At 61.8% G+C, this 16435-nt stretch carries 15 protein-coding genes, 1 tRNA gene and 1 pseudogene; 13 read left to right on the forward strand and 4 right to left on the reverse strand.

Annotated features, from left to right (window positions below; genetic code table 11):
- Positions 1 to 12 precede the first annotated feature (12 nt).
- Positions 13 to 1440: a sensor histidine kinase gene (locus tag ACSQ2A_RS09705; protein ID WP_436072045.1), complete on the forward strand. Its 1428-nt coding sequence runs from the start codon at positions 13 to 15 to the stop codon at positions 1438 to 1440.
- A gap of 123 nt (positions 1441 to 1563) precedes the next feature.
- Positions 1564 to 1640, forward strand: a tRNA-Arg gene (locus tag ACSQ2A_RS09710).
- Between the two features lie 90 nt (positions 1641 to 1730).
- Here ACSQ2A_RS09710 and ACSQ2A_RS09715 read toward each other — a convergent pair.
- The 3 genes and pseudogenes from ACSQ2A_RS09715 to ACSQ2A_RS09725 all read right to left on the reverse strand — a co-directional run bounded on the left by ACSQ2A_RS09715 (position 1731) and on the right by ACSQ2A_RS09725 (position 4482).
- Positions 1731 to 2354 (reverse strand): NAD(P)H-dependent oxidoreductase, encoded by a 624-nt coding sequence (locus tag ACSQ2A_RS09715; protein WP_436072046.1) that lies wholly within the window; start codon positions 2352 to 2354, stop codon positions 1731 to 1733.
- Between the two features lie 112 nt (positions 2355 to 2466).
- Entirely contained in the window at positions 2467 to 3957 is a 1491-nt protein-coding gene (locus tag ACSQ2A_RS09720) for an MFS transporter (RefSeq protein WP_436072047.1), read from the reverse strand.
- Positions 3839 to 4482, reverse strand: a pseudogene (locus ACSQ2A_RS09725) (DJ-1/PfpI family protein). The gene ACSQ2A_RS09720 and the pseudogene ACSQ2A_RS09725 overlap by 119 nt, the downstream one beginning before the upstream one ends.
- A gap of 52 nt (positions 4483 to 4534) precedes the next feature.
- Between ACSQ2A_RS09725 and ACSQ2A_RS09730 the strand changes: the two are divergent.
- The 7 genes from ACSQ2A_RS09730 (at position 4535) to ACSQ2A_RS09760 (ending at position 12240) form a co-directional block, all read left to right on the forward strand.
- Positions 4535 to 5539 carry a GlxA family transcriptional regulator gene (locus ACSQ2A_RS09730; RefSeq protein WP_436072048.1) on the forward strand — a complete coding sequence of 335 codons (1005 nt, stop codon included), beginning with the start codon at positions 4535 to 4537 and terminating at the stop codon, positions 5537 to 5539.
- Positions 5540 to 5690: 151 nt separating this feature from the next.
- The gene (locus ACSQ2A_RS09735; protein WP_436072049.1) at positions 5691 to 6905 is read left to right on the forward strand and encodes an ROK family transcriptional regulator; all 1215 of its coding nucleotides are present in this window, start codon (positions 5691 to 5693) and stop codon (positions 6903 to 6905) included.
- Positions 6902 to 8155: a M20 family metallopeptidase gene (locus tag ACSQ2A_RS09740; RefSeq protein WP_436072050.1), complete on the forward strand. Its 1254-nt coding sequence runs from the start codon at positions 6902 to 6904 to the stop codon at positions 8153 to 8155. Before ACSQ2A_RS09735 ends, ACSQ2A_RS09740 begins: the two co-directional genes overlap by 4 nt.
- Before the next feature lie 23 nt (positions 8156 to 8178).
- Positions 8179 to 9231 carry a substrate-binding domain-containing protein gene (locus tag ACSQ2A_RS09745; RefSeq protein ID WP_436072051.1) on the forward strand — a complete coding sequence of 351 codons (1053 nt, stop codon included), beginning with the start codon at positions 8179 to 8181 and terminating at the stop codon, positions 9229 to 9231.
- A 57-nt stretch (positions 9232 to 9288) separates the two neighbouring features.
- A complete protein-coding gene (locus ACSQ2A_RS09750; protein ID WP_436072052.1) occupies positions 9289 to 10278 on the forward strand; it encodes an ABC transporter permease in 990 nt (329 codons plus the stop codon).
- Between the two features lie 9 nt (positions 10279 to 10287).
- Positions 10288 to 11487: an alanine racemase gene (locus ACSQ2A_RS09755; protein WP_436072053.1), complete on the forward strand. Its 1200-nt coding sequence runs from the start codon at positions 10288 to 10290 to the stop codon at positions 11485 to 11487.
- A 9-nt stretch (positions 11488 to 11496) separates the two neighbouring features.
- Positions 11497 to 12240 carry an ATP-binding cassette domain-containing protein gene (locus ACSQ2A_RS09760; protein ID WP_436072054.1) on the forward strand — a complete coding sequence of 248 codons (744 nt, stop codon included), beginning with the start codon at positions 11497 to 11499 and terminating at the stop codon, positions 12238 to 12240.
- Here the strand turns inward: ACSQ2A_RS09760 and ACSQ2A_RS09765 are convergent.
- Positions 12227 to 12502: a hypothetical protein gene (locus ACSQ2A_RS09765; RefSeq protein ID WP_295415324.1), complete on the reverse strand. Its 276-nt coding sequence runs from the start codon at positions 12500 to 12502 to the stop codon at positions 12227 to 12229. The genes ACSQ2A_RS09760 and ACSQ2A_RS09765 overlap by 14 nt on opposite strands.
- A gap of 80 nt (positions 12503 to 12582) precedes the next feature.
- On the opposite strand from ACSQ2A_RS09765, the gene ACSQ2A_RS09770 reads away from it, so the two are divergent.
- The 4 genes from ACSQ2A_RS09770 (at position 12583) to ACSQ2A_RS09785 (ending at position 16420) form a co-directional block, all read left to right on the forward strand.
- On the forward strand, positions 12583 to 13983 hold the full coding sequence (locus ACSQ2A_RS09770) for a sigma-54 interaction domain-containing protein (protein ID WP_436072055.1): 1401 nt from the start codon (positions 12583 to 12585) through the stop codon (positions 13981 to 13983).
- A 175-nt stretch (positions 13984 to 14158) separates the two neighbouring features.
- A complete protein-coding gene (locus tag ACSQ2A_RS09775) occupies positions 14159 to 14941 on the forward strand; it encodes a 3-hydroxybutyrate dehydrogenase (RefSeq protein WP_436072279.1) in 783 nt (260 codons plus the stop codon).
- Positions 14938 to 15696 carry an ABC transporter ATP-binding protein gene (locus ACSQ2A_RS09780; protein WP_436072056.1) on the forward strand — a complete coding sequence of 253 codons (759 nt, stop codon included), beginning with the start codon at positions 14938 to 14940 and terminating at the stop codon, positions 15694 to 15696. Before ACSQ2A_RS09775 ends, ACSQ2A_RS09780 begins: the two co-directional genes overlap by 4 nt.
- On the forward strand, positions 15689 to 16420 hold the full coding sequence (locus ACSQ2A_RS09785) for an ABC transporter ATP-binding protein (RefSeq protein WP_436072057.1): 732 nt from the start codon (positions 15689 to 15691) through the stop codon (positions 16418 to 16420). The genes ACSQ2A_RS09780 and ACSQ2A_RS09785 overlap by 8 nt, the downstream gene beginning before the upstream one ends.
- Positions 16421 to 16435: the final 15 nt, after the last annotated feature.

The raw sequence follows: 16435 nt of genomic DNA on the forward strand, positions 1-16435 counted from the left end.
GATCGAGTCGCGATGACAGACGAATCCAATGTCACACCGGGCCGGTTTTCCGGTCTTTCGAACAAGCTGATCGCCGCCATCATCGCGGTGATTCTGCTCGTCGAAGTCATCGTCTACCTGCCCTCGCTGGCCACCTTTCGCGCCTCCTGGCTCGATGACCGGCTGCGTGTCGGCATTGTGGCGGCGCGGGTGCTCGATGCCGTGCCTGACGTCATGGCCTTGCCGCGCAGCCTGACAGATCGCCTGCTGACCTCCGCCGGCGCCTACGCGATCGTCTATCGCCGCGCCGGCCAAAGCCAGCTCATCGAGCTTGCCGAGCCGGTGACGCCGGAAAGTGTCGTTACCGCCGACATGCGCCAGCGTGACTTGCCGAGCCTGATCATCGGCGCGCTTGATACGCTCTTTGCCGGGCCGGGGCGAACCCTGCGCATCGTGGGTGAGGGCGACCTCGACGAGAGCCTTGTTGAAATCCTCATGTCCGAGCAGCCGCTACGCCGCGACATGATCGACTACTCCCGAAATATCGTCCTGGCTTCGCTTGGCATTGCTGCGGTTACGGCTTTTGCCCTCTATATGCTGGTGAGCCGGCTCTTCATCCTGCCGGTGCAAAGGCTCACCACCAATATCCTCAAATTCCGCAAAGCGCCGGAGAACGCCACGCTGATTCTGGCGCCGACGCAGCGCGCCGACGAAATCGGAACGCTTGAGCGCGAGCTTTCGGCCATGGAAAGCGAGCTGTTCGCCATGCTGCGCCAGCAGCGGCATCTGGCCGATCTCGGGCTTGCGGTCGCCAAAATCAATCATGACCTGAGAAACACGCTGACCTCGGCGCAATTGCTCTCCGACCAGGTGGCGACGCTCGATGACCCAAAAGTGCAGCGCCTGGCGCCACGCCTCGTGACGACGCTCGACCGGGCCATCGGCTTTGCCCAATCGGTGCTCGACTATGGGCGCGAGGCCGCCAGCGTACCGCAACCCACGCCGGTCAGCCTCAAGTCACTCGTCGAGGATGCCGCTTTTGAAGCTCATATCGCGGGCCATCCGACGATCACCTTTTCGAGCGCGGTACCCGATGATCTCGTCGTCTTTGTCGATGCGGGGCAAATGACGCGCGTTTTTGTCAACCTACTCAAGAATGCCCGCGAAGCGCTGGAGGCCAGCCAGAAGCCAGGCGAATATCGCATCGATGTGGTCGCAGATGCAGAAGACGCCATTGCGAACGTCAGCGTGACCGACAATGGGCCTGGCCTGCCGCCGCGTGCGCGGGAGTATCTTTTCGTTGCTTTTGAAGGGTCTGCCCGAGCTGGCGGTACGGGTCTTGGGCTCGCCATTGCCCGCGAATTGACCGAGGCCAATGGCGGCACGCTGCAACATGTGGATATGGACGAGCCGGGCACGCGCTTTGTGCTGACGTTGCCGAAAGATATTCACAGCCTTTGAGTGCAAACGCAAAAAGCTTTTGTCACACGCTTGCAATGCGCGGAACACCGCTATATGGGTTGCCTCGCTTCGGAAGAGCGAGCCGCTCAACACCGAATGCCCGCCGCGTTTTTAGCGGTATGCGCGCCCGTAGCTCAGCTGGATAGAGCACCAGACTACGAATCTGGGGGTCAGGAGTTCGAATCTCTTCGGGCGCGCCATTCCATCTCATTGATGGAGCTAACAAGCTGCGTTTGCTGGACTTTTACCTGCCGAGGTTGCGATCTCGGCGGTGGTCATCTGCAATATCACTATGCTGGGCTTGGACGTTGCGTCTGTGCGGCTACCCAATGGACGTCCCTCGCCATCGCTTCGGCTTGTTGCAACCATGCTGCCCTTTGATCGGGTGAGCTGGTTGCCACGACGCCGAACAGGGCGCGGCTGACCTCTTGGACGCCGCAAAAGTCCAGGATGCAGCGCCGCCAGATCCGATCAAGGGGATCACCAAAATGGTTCTGCTCTCGTTCCAGAACGGTGTTGCCGGTGTTAAGCACAAGTGCAGCGCGCATTTTCAGCAGCCCGATCGACTCATCTCCTTGGTCAGCACCTTTGGCAAAGGTGTAGGCAGCTTCTGGCGCGAAGACGCGATCAATCCAGCCCTTCATCATCGCGGGCGGTGCTCCCCAGCAATTGGGGTGTACGACGGCGAGAAGGTCGCTTTCGCGCAGCTGGGCGATATGTGCTTGTACAAGGGGATCAAACGAGGGAGCCCCTCGCGCCTCTTTGGCTGTTAGAAGGGGCTGGAACTGCTCCAGATAGAGATCATGGAAAGCCACATCACATCCAAAGGAAGTCCATGTCCTTCGCACCGCGTCCGCCAGCGCGTGGTTGAAGCTCTCTGGAGAGGGGTGGGAGACAACGACGAGTGCTTTCATAGCTAGGTCCCGCTGCTGGTCGTCGGGCCGTCGAAATCGCGAGTTAGAGCGATTTTCCAAGGCTAGTTTGGGACGACGCCGATGCGTAGGGTAGCCTGCCCGCTCCCTGCCCTCAACGGCTGAGAAGGGCGCTTGCTGGGCTAGCCGCTTCAGGCATGATGCGGAGGCGCGCTGGTGCTGACGAGAGGATGATGAACAGCTGCAAGCAAAAGCACAGGGCGGATGCGGCCAGACAAGCTTCCATGCCAGCAACGCTTGCAATTATGACGCCAAGCCCGGCTCCCAATGGCCGCGCCCCCGACGTCGCCAGGGTTAGCAGTGCAGACACCCGCCCCAGCATGGCGGAAGGCGTTACGACCTGGCGAAGGGACGTGGTGTTGATCGACCACAGGATCGGACCGAAGCCGAAGCAGAACATGGCGGCGCCGATCAGCAGCAGGCTGGGTGCTGCGACCGTCAACAGAACGAGCACCGAGCCGAGACACCCTCCCAATGGTCCGATCGCAATCAGTGTTCCCAGACTGAAAATGCGAGAGAGCGGTGCGGCCGCCACTGCGCCGACAATCATGCCCACGCCATAGAAGCCAAACAGCAGGCCGACCATGCCCGGGTTTGATCCCAGGTGATCGATCAGAAAGACAACAAATACGGCCTGGAGCACGAACCAGCCAATGTTGAACAGCATCGCTGTTGCGGCAATCGGCAGGAGCAGATGGTGGTGCATAACGAACTGGCAGCCCTCCACCAGTTCAGGCCAGATGCGGCGCTTTGTCGGCGAGACCCTCTGGGGTTCGTGGAGCGGGCTCAAGAGCAGAATGGCAAGAATGGATGCGGTCATGGCCGCAGCAAAGGCCAATGGCGCTCCGGTCCATCCAACCAAGGCTCCGCCAAGGGGAGGGCCGGCGACGAAGGCGGCGCTGCGCGCCAGTTCCAGTCTGCGGTTCATTGGCGAAAGCTCGCCGGGCGCAACGATTGAGGGGAGTAGTGCCGGACTGGCGATGCTGAAAGTCAGAGTGCCGATGGCGCCGACAAAACCCAGTATCGCCAGAAGCGGAACGCTCAAAACGTTTAGGGCGAGCGCGATGATGATCGCGAATGCGGTGGCTGCCCGCACCAGTTCGGACATGATCATCAAGTTCTTGCGCGAAGCGCGATCGACCAGCACGCCGATCGGCAGAGCTAGAAGCAAGAATGGCAGGGTCTGGACCATCTGCAAGATGCCGGTCTCTGCCACCCCGCCGCCAAGGACGACAACTACCACGAGCGGGCCTGCGGCAAGAGCAATCTGTTCGGAACTCTGAGCTGCAAGGGTAGACCAGACCAGGTTGGTCGAAGGGGAACGCTTTTTCATGATGCTTTCGTCGTCTGGAAAGTGCGGCAGGAGCTTTTGCAGAGGGAGGCCCAGTTCGGCCACCCGCTTTTGGCGAGCGTTCGCGTGAACGATGTACCGGCTATCTAACGAGTGACTGAACGAGGATGCTCCGTCAGCCGAGCAACGCCTCCCGCTCTCGTCGGGACGCGGCCATGCGGGCCCTGGCGGCGTCAACAATTGAACGCGGAGCCGTCGCCGGTGTGCCGGAGTCAAAGGGTGGCGCCGGAGCATATTCGAGTGAAAGCTGGATCGTTTGGGCCTCGTCGTTGCCCATCCTAGGCCGAAGTCGATGCCCGCAGTCACGCCGCCAGCGGTGATGACGGATCCATCCTTGACGACGCGCTCCTCGACTGGTGTTGCGCCCAGGCGGGGCAGAAAATCCATCGAATTCCAGTGAGTGGTCGCGCGTCGCGCCGTCAGCAACCCGGCCCGTCCCAAGACAAGTGATCCGGTGCAGACGGCGGTCACAAAGCGTGCCGCTGCTGCCTTTTCGCGGACAAAGGAAAGCACCTCCTCATCGTGCAGAAGTGCGTTGACGCCACGGCCGCCGGGTACGCACAGAACGTCGAAGGACGGGGCATCAGCAAATGTTGTGTCCGGCATGAGCACTGGTCCGGTCGCCGAGCGGATAGGTTCGAGATCCTTCCAGACGAGATGGACCGTCGCATTCCGCGCGGAAGCGAACACCTCGTATGGGCCGGTCAGGTCGAGCTGCTGGACACCGGGAAAGCAAAGAATGCCGAAATGAAAAGTCATGGCGCGTTCCTCTATTGACGCCAGGACACTATCGCGAGACGAATTGGCCATAATGCCAACCATCGCTCATTTCATGCCAATCTTACCCAGACTTGCCCATCGCGTAGAAATCCTCACCTTTGACAAGGGGCAGATTCTGGACGTGACCGGGCCCGCCCAGGTCTTTGCTACCGCCAACGACCTGACGCCGCCCGGAAAGCCCAAGCCTTATGAGATAGCCCTTGTGTCGCTTGAGCCTGAGGTCGTGACCAGCTCGGGCATAGGTCTGAAAACGAACGATGCGCGATCGTGCACTGGTACACTTGGGACCCTTATCGTTTCCGGCGGATACGGTGTGGATACGGCACGCCAGAATGGCGAACTGATCGACTGGATACGCCGACGCGCTCCGCTCGCAATGCGAACAGCCTCGGTATGCAGCGGGGCTATTCTCCTTGCTGAAACCGGCTTGCTGGACGGACGAAAGGCTGTGACGCATTGGCAGCGTTGTGCCGAGTTCAAAGTCCGATACCCAGCGGTTTTGCTCGATCCGGACCCCATCTTCGTGCGGGACGGTGCGATTTGGACATCGGCCGGCGTCACCGCAGGAATCGACCTTGCCCTGGCAATGGTGGAGGCGGACCACGGCCAACCGCTGGCGCTGGCGGTAGCGCGCCAGCTTGTCGTTTTCCTCAAGCGCCCAGGCGGGCAGGGACAATTCAGCACTACGCTTGCCCTGCAGTCTGCCGATGAGACTTTTGAGGCACTGCACGGCTGGATTGCGGCACATCTCGACCGTGATTTGTCGCTGCAGACGCTGGCCGACAAGGCCGGCATGAGCGTTCGCACGCTCTGCCGACGCTACCGGCAGGGGACAGGTCGTACCCCCGCCGAAGGTGTCCAGTTGATCAGGATGGAGAATGCTCGCAGATGTCTGGAGGAAGGGGCGAGCGTTACCAAAACTGCCGTCCGATGCGGCTTCGGTTCGACAGAGACCATGCGCCGAGCCTTTCTTCAGCATCTCGGCGTCGCACCACAGGCCTATCGAGACCGTTTTCACGGATCAAGTGCCGGATAAGGCGCGGCATCTGTCGTGGATTTGGAGCCGTCTTGGTCCTGCCACGAGGGTGAGGTCGAACAGAAAATTCGGACGCGAATGAAGCGACCCATTGACTCATGCGCTGGCGAATATAATAGTTCGTCCACAGACCGAACTAATGGATTGCGCCTTGAGTAACCCACTCCACATTGCCCGCCAGTTCTCCTTGCGATCTGTCGTGGAAGCCATTGTGCAAAATGGCCCCATCTCGCGAGCGTCCATAGCCAAGCAAACGGGCCTCTCCAAGCAGACCATTTCCGAAGTGATGCGGCAGCTTGAGGACGAGGGTTGGGTTCGAGAAACTGGCCGGACGAGTGGGCATGTGGGGCGCACCGCCGTCACTTACGAGGTCATCCCTTCGGCCGCCTATGTTGGTGCTGTCGATCTTGGCGGCACCAAGGTGCGCGTTGCGATCTGTGATCTTGCTTGCCGCGTCATCGCCGAAATGATGGAGCCGACGCACCATGAGGGCGGTGAGACCATCATTTCCCAGATTGGTCGTCTCATGAGGGCAGTCGCTGAACAGGGCGGCGTCCCGATGAACAAGCTGCGCATTGCCGTGGTGGGCGTGCCCGGCGCGCCGCAGGCCAAGACCGGCAGGGTGCTGTTGGCGCCCAATATTGCCGGGTTCGACAAGATGGACGTGGCCTCGGCGCTGGAAAAAGTGCTGGGCTGCGATGTCATGCTCGAGAACGACGTCAACCTGGCCGTGTTGGGCGAAAGCTGGCTCGGCGTGGGGCAGGGGCTCGATAACCTGGCCTATATCGCGCTGGGCACTGGCGTTGGTAGCGGGCTGATGGTCAATGGCCAATTGGTGCGCGGCGCGGGTAATGCGGCCGGCGAACTTGGCTTTTTGCCCTTCGGCGCCGATCCCTTCGAACCGGAATCCCTGCGTGCCGGCGCCTTCGAGCGGTTGACGGCGTCCTATGGCATCGTCGCTCGTTATCGTGCGCTCGCCGGCCTCGACTCCACCGTACCCGCGATCTTTGAGATGGCGAATGCGCGTGATGCGAATGCCGTCGAGGTACTCGATGAAACAGCGCGGCTTCTGGCGCGTGGCATCGGCGCCATCGCCGCCATCACCAATCCCGACAAGGTCATTCTCGGCGGCTCGATCGGTAGCCGCAAGGAACTGGTGGCGCGGGTGATTGGCGTCCTGCCTGCCTGTTTCCCCTATCCCGTCGTGGTCGAAGCCAGCGAGCTGGGCGACCACGCAGCCCTGGTGGGGGCGACGGCCATTGGCCTCAGCCATCTGCACAATACGCTCTTTGGCGCTGATGCACCGGAATCCCGCATTTCCCTGCCGCCGGCCAATGCCGTTTCCATGCGCGAGGCCCTCAAATGAGTGTCCTGGCCAATCAACTGCGCGCGGCGCTCGATCAGGATGACGCCATCGCGCTTCTGCGCGGCGCCATTGGCCGGGAGAGTGTCACCGGCAATGAAGCCAATTTCGTTTCCTACCTCGCCGAGCAGATGCGGGCGCGCGGCATCGGCAACGTTGAAACCGCCGACTTCCTCCCCGGCCGCCCCAATGTCTGGGGCACGCGCAAAGGCAGCGGCTCGGGAAAGCGCCTGCTCTTTATCGGTCACACCGACACCGTTCATGTCGAAGGGTGGCGCGAGCACTGGGCCGGCGACCAGCGGGAAGACCCGTTCGGTGCCCCGCTCATCGATGGTGAAATCTGGGGCCGTGGCTCCGGCGATCTCAAGGCCGGCATCTGCACCAGCCTTGCCGCGCTGAGCCTCCTCGATCGGGTCGGAATAAAACTCAAGGGCGATGTCGACTTCGCCTTTGTCGGCGACGAGGAAAGTGGCGAGCCGGGAACCGGCATTTCTGCCGGGGTCAAGGCTCATGCCGCCCGCATCGCCTCGGGCGAGCTGCCAAGGCCCGATTTCGTCGTCTATACCGAGCCGACCAAGCTCGCGGTCTATGCCGCGCAGATCGGCTTTTTCATCGCCGACATTACTATCACAGGCAAATCGGCCTATTTCGGCGTGCCCGAACTTGGCCGCGACGCCCTCAAGGCGAGCCACGCCGTCATGTCCGCGCTCTGGGCCCATTCCGACGCCATTTCGGCGCGTGCAGAGCATCCGCTTGTCGGCCGTGGCTTTCTGCTCATCACCACGCTCAATGGCGGCGGCTTCATCGCGGTGCCCGAGCGCTGTAATCTGTCGCTGATCCGCAAGCTGCTGCCCGGCGAAAGCCTCGACGCGGCGGCGGCCGAACTCGAAGCCGTCATTCGCGGCGCCATTGCCGATCCCGAAATTTCAGTCGACATCGCCTATCCCGCCGGTCGCGATCACGCGCTAGGCGGCACGGCAGCGGAGATCGACCCGAACCATCCTGCCCTCGCCATGCTGGGCGATGCGGTGGGCCAAGCCATGCCCGGCCGGGGCGGCGCCGAGGGGGCGCCCTTCTGGTCGGAGACGCCGTTCTTCGTGAATGGCCTCAATATCCCGGCGGTCTATTGCGCGCCGGGCGACATCAGCAATTGCCACACTTTTGAAGAGCGCGTCAGCGTCGAGGAATATCTCGCTGGCGTCGTGGCCTTTGCCGATTTCATGACCCGCTTTTGCGGGGTGGAAGGGAACTAGGATTTTCATCAAGGGAGAATGAGATGAAGACCACAACTATGGCGGCTGCCCTGCTCGCCAGTACGCTTATCGCATCACCCGCCTTGGCCCAGACCATCGGGCCCAATGGCGAAACCGCTACGCCGAGCTCGGAAGTCGTCCTCACCGAGGCTGACATCGCCGCGCTCCAGGGCAAGGGCTATAAGGCGGCCCTCCTCTGGCATACCTCGTCCGATTTCATCAATGCCGTCGCCGCTGGCGCCAATGATGAATTCGCCCGCGCAGGTGTCGATGTCGTCGTCACCACCGATGCCGGTTTCGACGCCGCTAAGCAGCGCTCGGACATTGAAACTGCGCTGGCCGCCTCGCCCAATGTCATCCTGTCGCTACCGCTCGATCCGGTCACCTCGGCCGAAGCCTTCCGCGGTGCCGTGGATGCCGGCGCGGAACTGGTCTTCCTCTCCAACCTGCCCGCCGGCTATGTCCACGGCGCCGACTATGCGGCCATCGTCACCGACGATCTCTTCCAGATGGGCAAGCAGGCGGCTGATGTCCTCGCAGCAGCCATTGGCGGTGAAGGCAAGGTCGGCTGGATTTTCCACGACGCCGACTATTATGTGACCAATCAGCGCGACAACGCCTTCAAGACCACGATCGAGGCTGATTTTCCCGGCATCGAAATCGTCGCCGAACAGGGCATTTCCGATCCGGCACGCGCCGAAGAGCTGGCCAATGCCATGCTGCTGCAAAACCCCGATCTCGACGGCATCTATGTCACCTGGGCCGAACCGGCCGATGGTGTGCTCGCGGCTCTGCGCAGCGCCGGCAATACCACGACCAAGATTGTTACACTGGATCTCTCCGAGCCGGTCGCGCTCGATATGGTCAAGGGCGGCAATGTCGTCGGTCTCGTCGCCGACGAAGCCTATGAGCTTGGTCGCGCCATGGCCGCTGCCGGTCTCAAGGGCCTGCTCGGCGAAGAGGTGCCGGCTTTCGTGGTTGCCCCGGCTCTGACGGTCACCGCCGACAATGTCGCCGAGGGCTGGCAACAGTCCCTGCATCGCGATGCGCCCGCTTCGGTGTTGAGCGCAAAGTAATATTTTGGCTCGGCCGGGCAGTCCGCTGCCCGGCCACCCATGCAAGGAAATCTCGCCATGTCCGCGTCCAATCCGGCCGCCCCGGCAAGTCCTGTCCGATCCCTGCTCGCGCGGATCAATCTCCAGCAATATGTCGTCTATGTCGGGTTTCTCGCCATATTCCTGTTCTTTGCCGTAATGCTGCGCGATAGCGGGTTTCTGACCCAGCGCAACCTCGTCAACATCATCCTGCAAACGGCGCCCGCGACGATCATGGCCATTGGTCTCGTCTTCGTGTTGTCGGCGGGCGATATAGACCTGTCGTTCGGCTCGACCGTTGCTGTTTCTGCCCTCTGCGCCGCCATGGCCATGGCGGCCATGCCCGATGTCGTTCTTCCTGTCGGCATTCTTGCTGGGCTTGGTGCGGGTCTCCTCGTCGGCGCCATCAATGGTGTGCTCATCGCCTGGCTGCGCCTACCGTCCTTCCTCGTGACCCTCGCCACAATGGGCCTCGTTGCCGGCATTGGTCGCTCGCTCACCCAGTTGCGTTCCATCCCAGTTACCGACCCGCTCTTTACCGGCATTTTCGGCTCAGGCTCGCTCTTCGGCGTTCCCTCTCTCGTCATCTGGACCGTGGTTGCCGTTGCCATCGGCCATGTCGTCTATCGTCAGACTCGCTTTGGTGCCCATGTTCTCGCCACCGGCGACAATGCCCGCGCCGCGCAGGTCACAGGCATAAAAGTTTCGCGCATCCGCCTTTGGGTTTTCATGATCAGCGGTGGCTTGGCTGGTCTTGCCGGCCTGCTCTACGCCGGCCGCCTCCAGGCCGCCAAATATACGCTGGGCGAAACCGACCTGATGACGGTCATCGCTGCGGTCATCGTCGGCGGCACGCTGCTCAACGGCGGCAAGGGCTCCGTTATCGGCGCGCTAGTTGGCTCGCTTCTCATGGGCATGCTCAACAATGGCCTCATCCTCATGGGGCTTTCTGTTTCCGATCAGATGATCGTTCGCGGTCTCATCATTCTCGTCGCAGTCGCCGTGTCGCTGCGCGAAAAGACTCGCTGAGGTACAACAATGTTTCTCGACGTTCTCCGCCGCCGCAATCCGCGCTTCATCGAAGCAGCCATGGCGCTGCACCAGTCCGGCCAGATCCCGGCCAATTCCTACGTGCTCGATCTCGACACGGTCGAAGCCAATGCCCGCACGCTCAAGAGCGAAGCGGACAAGAACGGGCTCAAGATTTTCGCCATGACCAAGCAGGTCGGCCGCGCTTCGAGTTTTTGTCACGCCGTACAACGCGGCGGCATCGAGAAGTCTGTTGCCGTTGATATGGCCTGTGCCCGCGCTACCCACCGCGCCGGCATCAGGGTCGGTCATCTTGGGCATCTCTCGCAAGTCGCTCGCGCCGAAGCGGATGCCGCAGCGCGCACGTTCAGGCCCGACTATTGGACAGTGTTCAACGCCGAGAAGGCCCATGAAGCTGGCCGCGCCGCACACAAGGCGGGCTATCGCCAAAACCTCCTCGCGCGCATCAAGGCCGATGGCGACACGTTCTATCGCGGCCACGAAGGGGGGTTCGACGCTGCCGATATTGCGGACGTGGCCAATGGCTTTGACCGCATCGAGGGCGGCCGCTTTGCCGGCATCACCACTTTCCCAGCGCTGCTTTTCGATCACGAGAGCCGGAAGGTTAAACCGACACCGAACCTGACCACGCTCTCCCGCGCAGCCGAAGCCCTCCGTCGTGCTGGGCGGCGCGACATCGAAATCAACGCTCCCGGCACCACCTCTTCGGTGCTGCTGAAAGGCCTCGCCGAAGCCGGCGCCACCCAGTGCGAACCGGGCAATGGCATTCACGGCACCACGGCCCTGCATGTGGTGGAAGACCTGCCCGAGCTGCCGGCAGTGCTTTATCTCACGGAAGTGTCCCACCTCTCCGGCGGAAAAGCCTATTGCTTCGGTGGCGGTTTTTACATCGACCCGATCTTCGCCGATTATCCGGTCAAAGCCCTGGTCTCGCCCGAACCTACCACCGACGCTGCTGCTCTCCTCGAAGTCGAAATCCCGCCCCCCTCGGCCATCGATTATTATGCCATGATCGACGCCACGACCGCCCGCACGCCGCGCCCCGGCGACACGGCTGTCTTCGGCTTTCGTGGACAGGCTTTTGTCACCCGCGCCTATGTGGTCGGCGTGTCAGGCATCGCCTCGGGCAATCCGAAGGTGGAAAGCATCGAAAACGGGTTTGGCGAGCCCGAAAGCTGGCCGGTTTAGGAGGGAACGATGCTCGATACCGCAAGCGCTCCCGTGCTGGAGCTGAGCAATATCCGCAAGGCCTTTGGCGGCATTGTCGCCATCGAGGATTTTTCCCTCGATGTGAGGGCGGGCGAAGTCGTGGCCCTTGTCGGCGACAACGGCGCCGGCAAGTCGACGCTGATCAAGATCATCTCGGGGGTCTATGCCCCGACTTCGGGCGCCATCCGCATCGACGGCCAGGAAGTCTCCATGCCCAACGCTACCAAGGCACGCGAGCATGGCATCGAGGTCGTCTATCAGGACCTCGCTTTGGTTGATCAACAGCCGGTCTATATGAACCTGTTCCTCGGTCGCGAATTGACCAAGGGCCCGCTCCGCGTGCTCGACAGACGGCAGATGATCGCCGAAACCGAACGCCTCGTGACCGAACTCGACGTGCGCATTCCCTCGGCCCATGCCACGATCAGCGATCTCTCCGGCGGCCAGCGCCAGGGCATTGCCATCGCCCGCGCCACCCATTGGGCGCGCAAACTGGTTCTGCTCGACGAGCCGACCGCCGCGCTGGGCGTCGCGGAAACCGCCAAGGTCGAAAAGACGGTAGCGGCGCTCAAATCGCGAAATATCGGCGTGCTGATTATCAGCCACAGCCTCGATCAGGTTTTCCGCCTCTCCGACCGCATCTGCGTGTTGCGCCGCGGCAAACAGATCGGGGTTCGCGAGACAGCCAAGACCGACAAGAACGAGATCGTATCGATGATTACTGGCGTTTGATCTGTGTTTTGGGCGCGTGGATCCGTGGCGCGAAATAGCGCACCACGGCCAGCAAATGACGGCTTCTGGTGCCGGTAAGGGGCCGGATCATTCGCTGTTGCGGGACGGTGTCCCGTTGCGGTGCGCCGCCGGAGGGCAGGCATAGGCGCTCGGTGTCTCCTGCTGCGAGTGGCAAATCGCGATGCATCTGCCTGAGTGCCAATCCCGCACGGAAATTGGGCGCATGCTCGACATTTTGTCCCGAACGGTAGAAAGCTGCCATGGGCGCGTCGTCAGGATGGACGATGCTCACAATGTAACCGAGCTGTTTTCGCGTTTCAGCTCGATGTCCGGTTGAACGCAATGCAGCACAAGCTTGCCCTGCCCAAATCCGTTGCCACGGTTCTTGATGCCTTCAATTCGCTGGGCGAGAGTTTCAAGGGGGCCATCACCGTCGACGCCGAGGCGCGGATCAGCTGGATTGACGATCGCTATCGCGAGCTGCTGGGCCTTCCGGTCGAAGCCGAAATCGTCGGCCAGCCCGTCGAACAGGTCATTCCGCATTCCCTCTTGCGGCGCGTCGTCGAGACCGGGCGTCCGATTCTCATCGACATCATGGCCTTTGACGACAAGCAGTTCGTCGTTTGCCGTCTGCCATTGCGCAACGAGCATGGCGAAATCCAGGGTGCTGTCGGTTTCGTCTTCTACGAGGAAATAGATTATCTGGCGCCGATCCTCGAAAAATTCGAGGCCATGCAGCACCAGCTCAGTCGCGCACAGGCGGCCCTGACTCGCGAGCGACAAACCAAGTATTCTCTGTCGAGTTTCGTTGGGACGTCCGAGACCGTGCGCGAGCTCAAGACCGTGGTGCGCCGCTATGCCCTGCGTGATGGCGCGGCCCTCATCCTGGGGGAAACCGGCACCGGCAAGGAGCTTTTGGCTCATGCCATCCACCAGCAGTCCGACCGCGCCGATGGTCCGTTTGTGGCGGTCAATGTGGCGGCCATTCCGGAGGCGCTGCTGGAGGCCGAGTTTTTTGGCGTCGCCCCCGGAGCTTTTACCGGCGCGGACCGCAAGCCCAGGAAAGGCAAGTTTGAGTTGGCCCATGGCGGCACGCTGTTTCTCGATGAAATCGGCGATATGCCCGCCGCGCTGCAGGCCAAGCTCTTGCGCGCCTTGCAGGAAGGGGAGTTCGAACCGCTTGGTTCCAATACGGTCAAGAACGTTGACGTCCGTATCATCGCGGCGACATCCCAGCCGCTCGAACAGAAGCTGGAAGACAAGAGCTTTCGCGCCGACCTCTATTATCGCATCGCCGTGCTGGCCATTCACGTGCCGCCCTTGCGCGACAGGTTGGACGATATCGGGCTGATCGCCGAGGCTCTGCTCGATACCATTCCGCGTCCGCGCGACCAGCGCGGCTGGCTGCTGACCCCGGAGGCGATTACCCAACTCACGCGATATCGCTGGCCCGGCAATGTGCGCGAGCTGCGCAACGTGCTGGAACGGGCGGCCGCCATGGCCCCGTCCGAGGTTATAGATCTCGGCCTTGTCACCAAGGCCCTGCCGGCCAATGCTGCGCTCGTTGCGGCGCCCGCTCCGCCCATCGCGGGAAGTCTCTCGGATCGTCTGGCCGCCGCCGAGAAGGTAGCGCTGCTCGACGCGCTTGATGCCGAGCATGGTTCCAAGAGTGCCGCGGCGCAGCGGCTCGGTGTGTCGCGCTCCCAATTCTACGAAAAGCTCAAACGCCACAGCCTGGATTAGGTTGTCCGGGTATTCGGACATTCGGCTCGCCAACTGTCCGCCTGTCCGGACATAACTCTTGAAATCCGTTTAGCTCGCTGCGGCAAAAGTCCCGGAAATCCGAGACTGGCACGCTTCATGCAAAGCTGTTCCACACAATAAGGCCAAAAGGCCGACGTCAGGGTGGAGGCAAGGGATCGTGTCAGAGCGCGTAGCGCTGGTGACGGGATCGACGAGCGGTATTGGGCTCGCGATCGCGCATAAATTTGCACAGTTGAACTATTCCGTGGCGCTCAACAGCTTCGAGCCTGCTGATAGCGTTGCTGGCCTGGTCGCTGAGCTCAACGCGTTGGGCTCGGGCGAGGTCACCTACTTCCAGGCCGATCTTGCCGATGCTGCAGCCAGTCGGGCGCTAACCGAAGAGGTCATCAGCCATTTTGGGCGGCTCGATGTTCTGGTCAATAATGCCGGGGTGCAGAAAGTTGCGCCGATCGAAAAATTCGAGGACGGGGACTGGCATCGCATCGTCGCGGTCAGCCTCGATTCCGCGTTTCACTCCATCCGCACGGCCTTGCCTGGCATGGCGGACAGGGGCTGGGGGCGTATCATCAACATTGCTTCGGCCCATGGCCTGCGCGCTTCGCCCTTCAAGTCGGCCTATGTCGCGACCAAGCATGCGGTGGTTGGCCTCACCAAGACCGTCGCGTTGGAAGCCGCCGAGAAGGGCATCACCGTAAACGCCATCTGCCCCGGCTATGTCTGGACGCCTCTGGTCGCCCGGCAGGTTGCAGACCAGGCTCGGGTGCATGGGCTCTCGGAAGAGGAAGTCATCCGGCAGGTGATCCTGGCGCCACAGCCAACCAAGCAGTTCGTGCAACCCGAAGAGATCGCCGAAATGGCAGCCTATCTCTGCTCTGACTGGGCCCGCTCGATCACCGGCTCCACCATTTCCATCGACGGAGGCTGGACCGCCAAATGAGCGCACCTGACATCATTCTTTCGGCTCGCCAGCTCACCAAGCGCTTCTCCGGCTTCATTGCCGTCAATGGCGTCGATCTGGATGTCGAGCGCGGCTCCATTCATGCGCTGATTGGGCCCAATGGTGCGGGCAAGACCACTTGTTTCAACCTGCTCACCAAATTTCTGCAACCCACCTCTGGCACCATCAGCTTCAACGGCCGCGACATTACGGGACTAGCATCCGCCGATATTGCGCGGCTGGGCGTCGTGCGTTCGTTTCAGATCTCGGCTGTCTTTCCGCGTATGAGCGTCTTGGAAAATGTTCGTATCGCGCTGCAGCGACGTCGCGGCGACAGCTTCGATTTCTGGCGCAATCAGAAGGTCCTTCACGCGTATGACGAGGAGGCCCGGGCGCGCGTGGACGAGGTTGGGTTGACCGAGTTCATCGGGGAGACGGCGGGCGAACTGAGCTATGGCCGCAAGCGCGCCCTCGAGATCGCCACTACCTTGGCGCTCGAGCCAGAAATGCTGCTGCTCGACGAGCCCATGGCCGGCATGGCGCAAGAGGATGTCAGCCGCATCTCGGCGCTGATCCGCCGCATCTCCGCCAAGCGCACCATCCTCATGGTGGAGCACAATCTGTCGGTCGTCGCCGATCTTTCGGACAAGATCACCGTGCTGGCTCGGGGCGAAGTGCTGGCCGAGGGGCCCTATGAAACCGTCTCCAAGGACCCGCGCGTCGTTGAAGCCTATATCGGAGCCGGTCATGCCTGAAGCCGCCCGCAAACTTGAATCCGCAACCAGCGCCCTCGCCGTGCGCGACCTTCAGGCTTGGTATGACGAGAGCCATATCCTGCACGGCATCAACTTCGATGTCGCGCCGGGCGAAGTAGTAACGCTCCTCGGTCGCAATGGGGCGGGCAAGACCACGACGCTACGCGCCATCATGGGCCTTATCGCCAAACGTACTGGCTCGGTGCAGTTTGAGGGGCGCGAGCTGATTGGGTTGCCCGCGCGCGAAATCGCCAAGGCAGGCATCGCCTTCTGCCCGGAGGAGCGCGGCATCTTCGCTTCGCTCTCGGTGGACGAGAACCTCATGCTGCCCCCGGTCATCCGGCCGGGCGGGCTCAGTCGCGACGATGTGCTGACCATGTTTCCCAATCTGCGCGAGCGGCTCTCCAGCCAGGGCACAAAGCTCTCCGGCGGCGAGCAGCAAATGCTGGCGATCGCCCGCATCCTGCGCACCGGCTCTAAATTCCTGCTGCTTGACGAGCCCACCGAAGGCCTCGCCCCGGTGATCGTGCAGCAGATCGGCCGCACACTGGCCACCCTCAAGAACCAGGGTTTTACCATCGTCCTGGTGGAACAGAACTTTCATTTCGCCGCCTCGGTCGCTGACCGCCACTACGTGGTGGAACAGGGCCGGGTCATCGACATGATCCCCAATACTGAGATCCAGAACAATCTGGGCAAGCTTCACGCCTATCTGGGCGTGTGAGGAAACCGGTCCGGG

This window comes from Devosia sp. LjRoot3 (assembly GCF_964252865.1).
Lineage (GTDB): Bacteria > Pseudomonadota > Alphaproteobacteria > Rhizobiales > Devosiaceae > Devosia.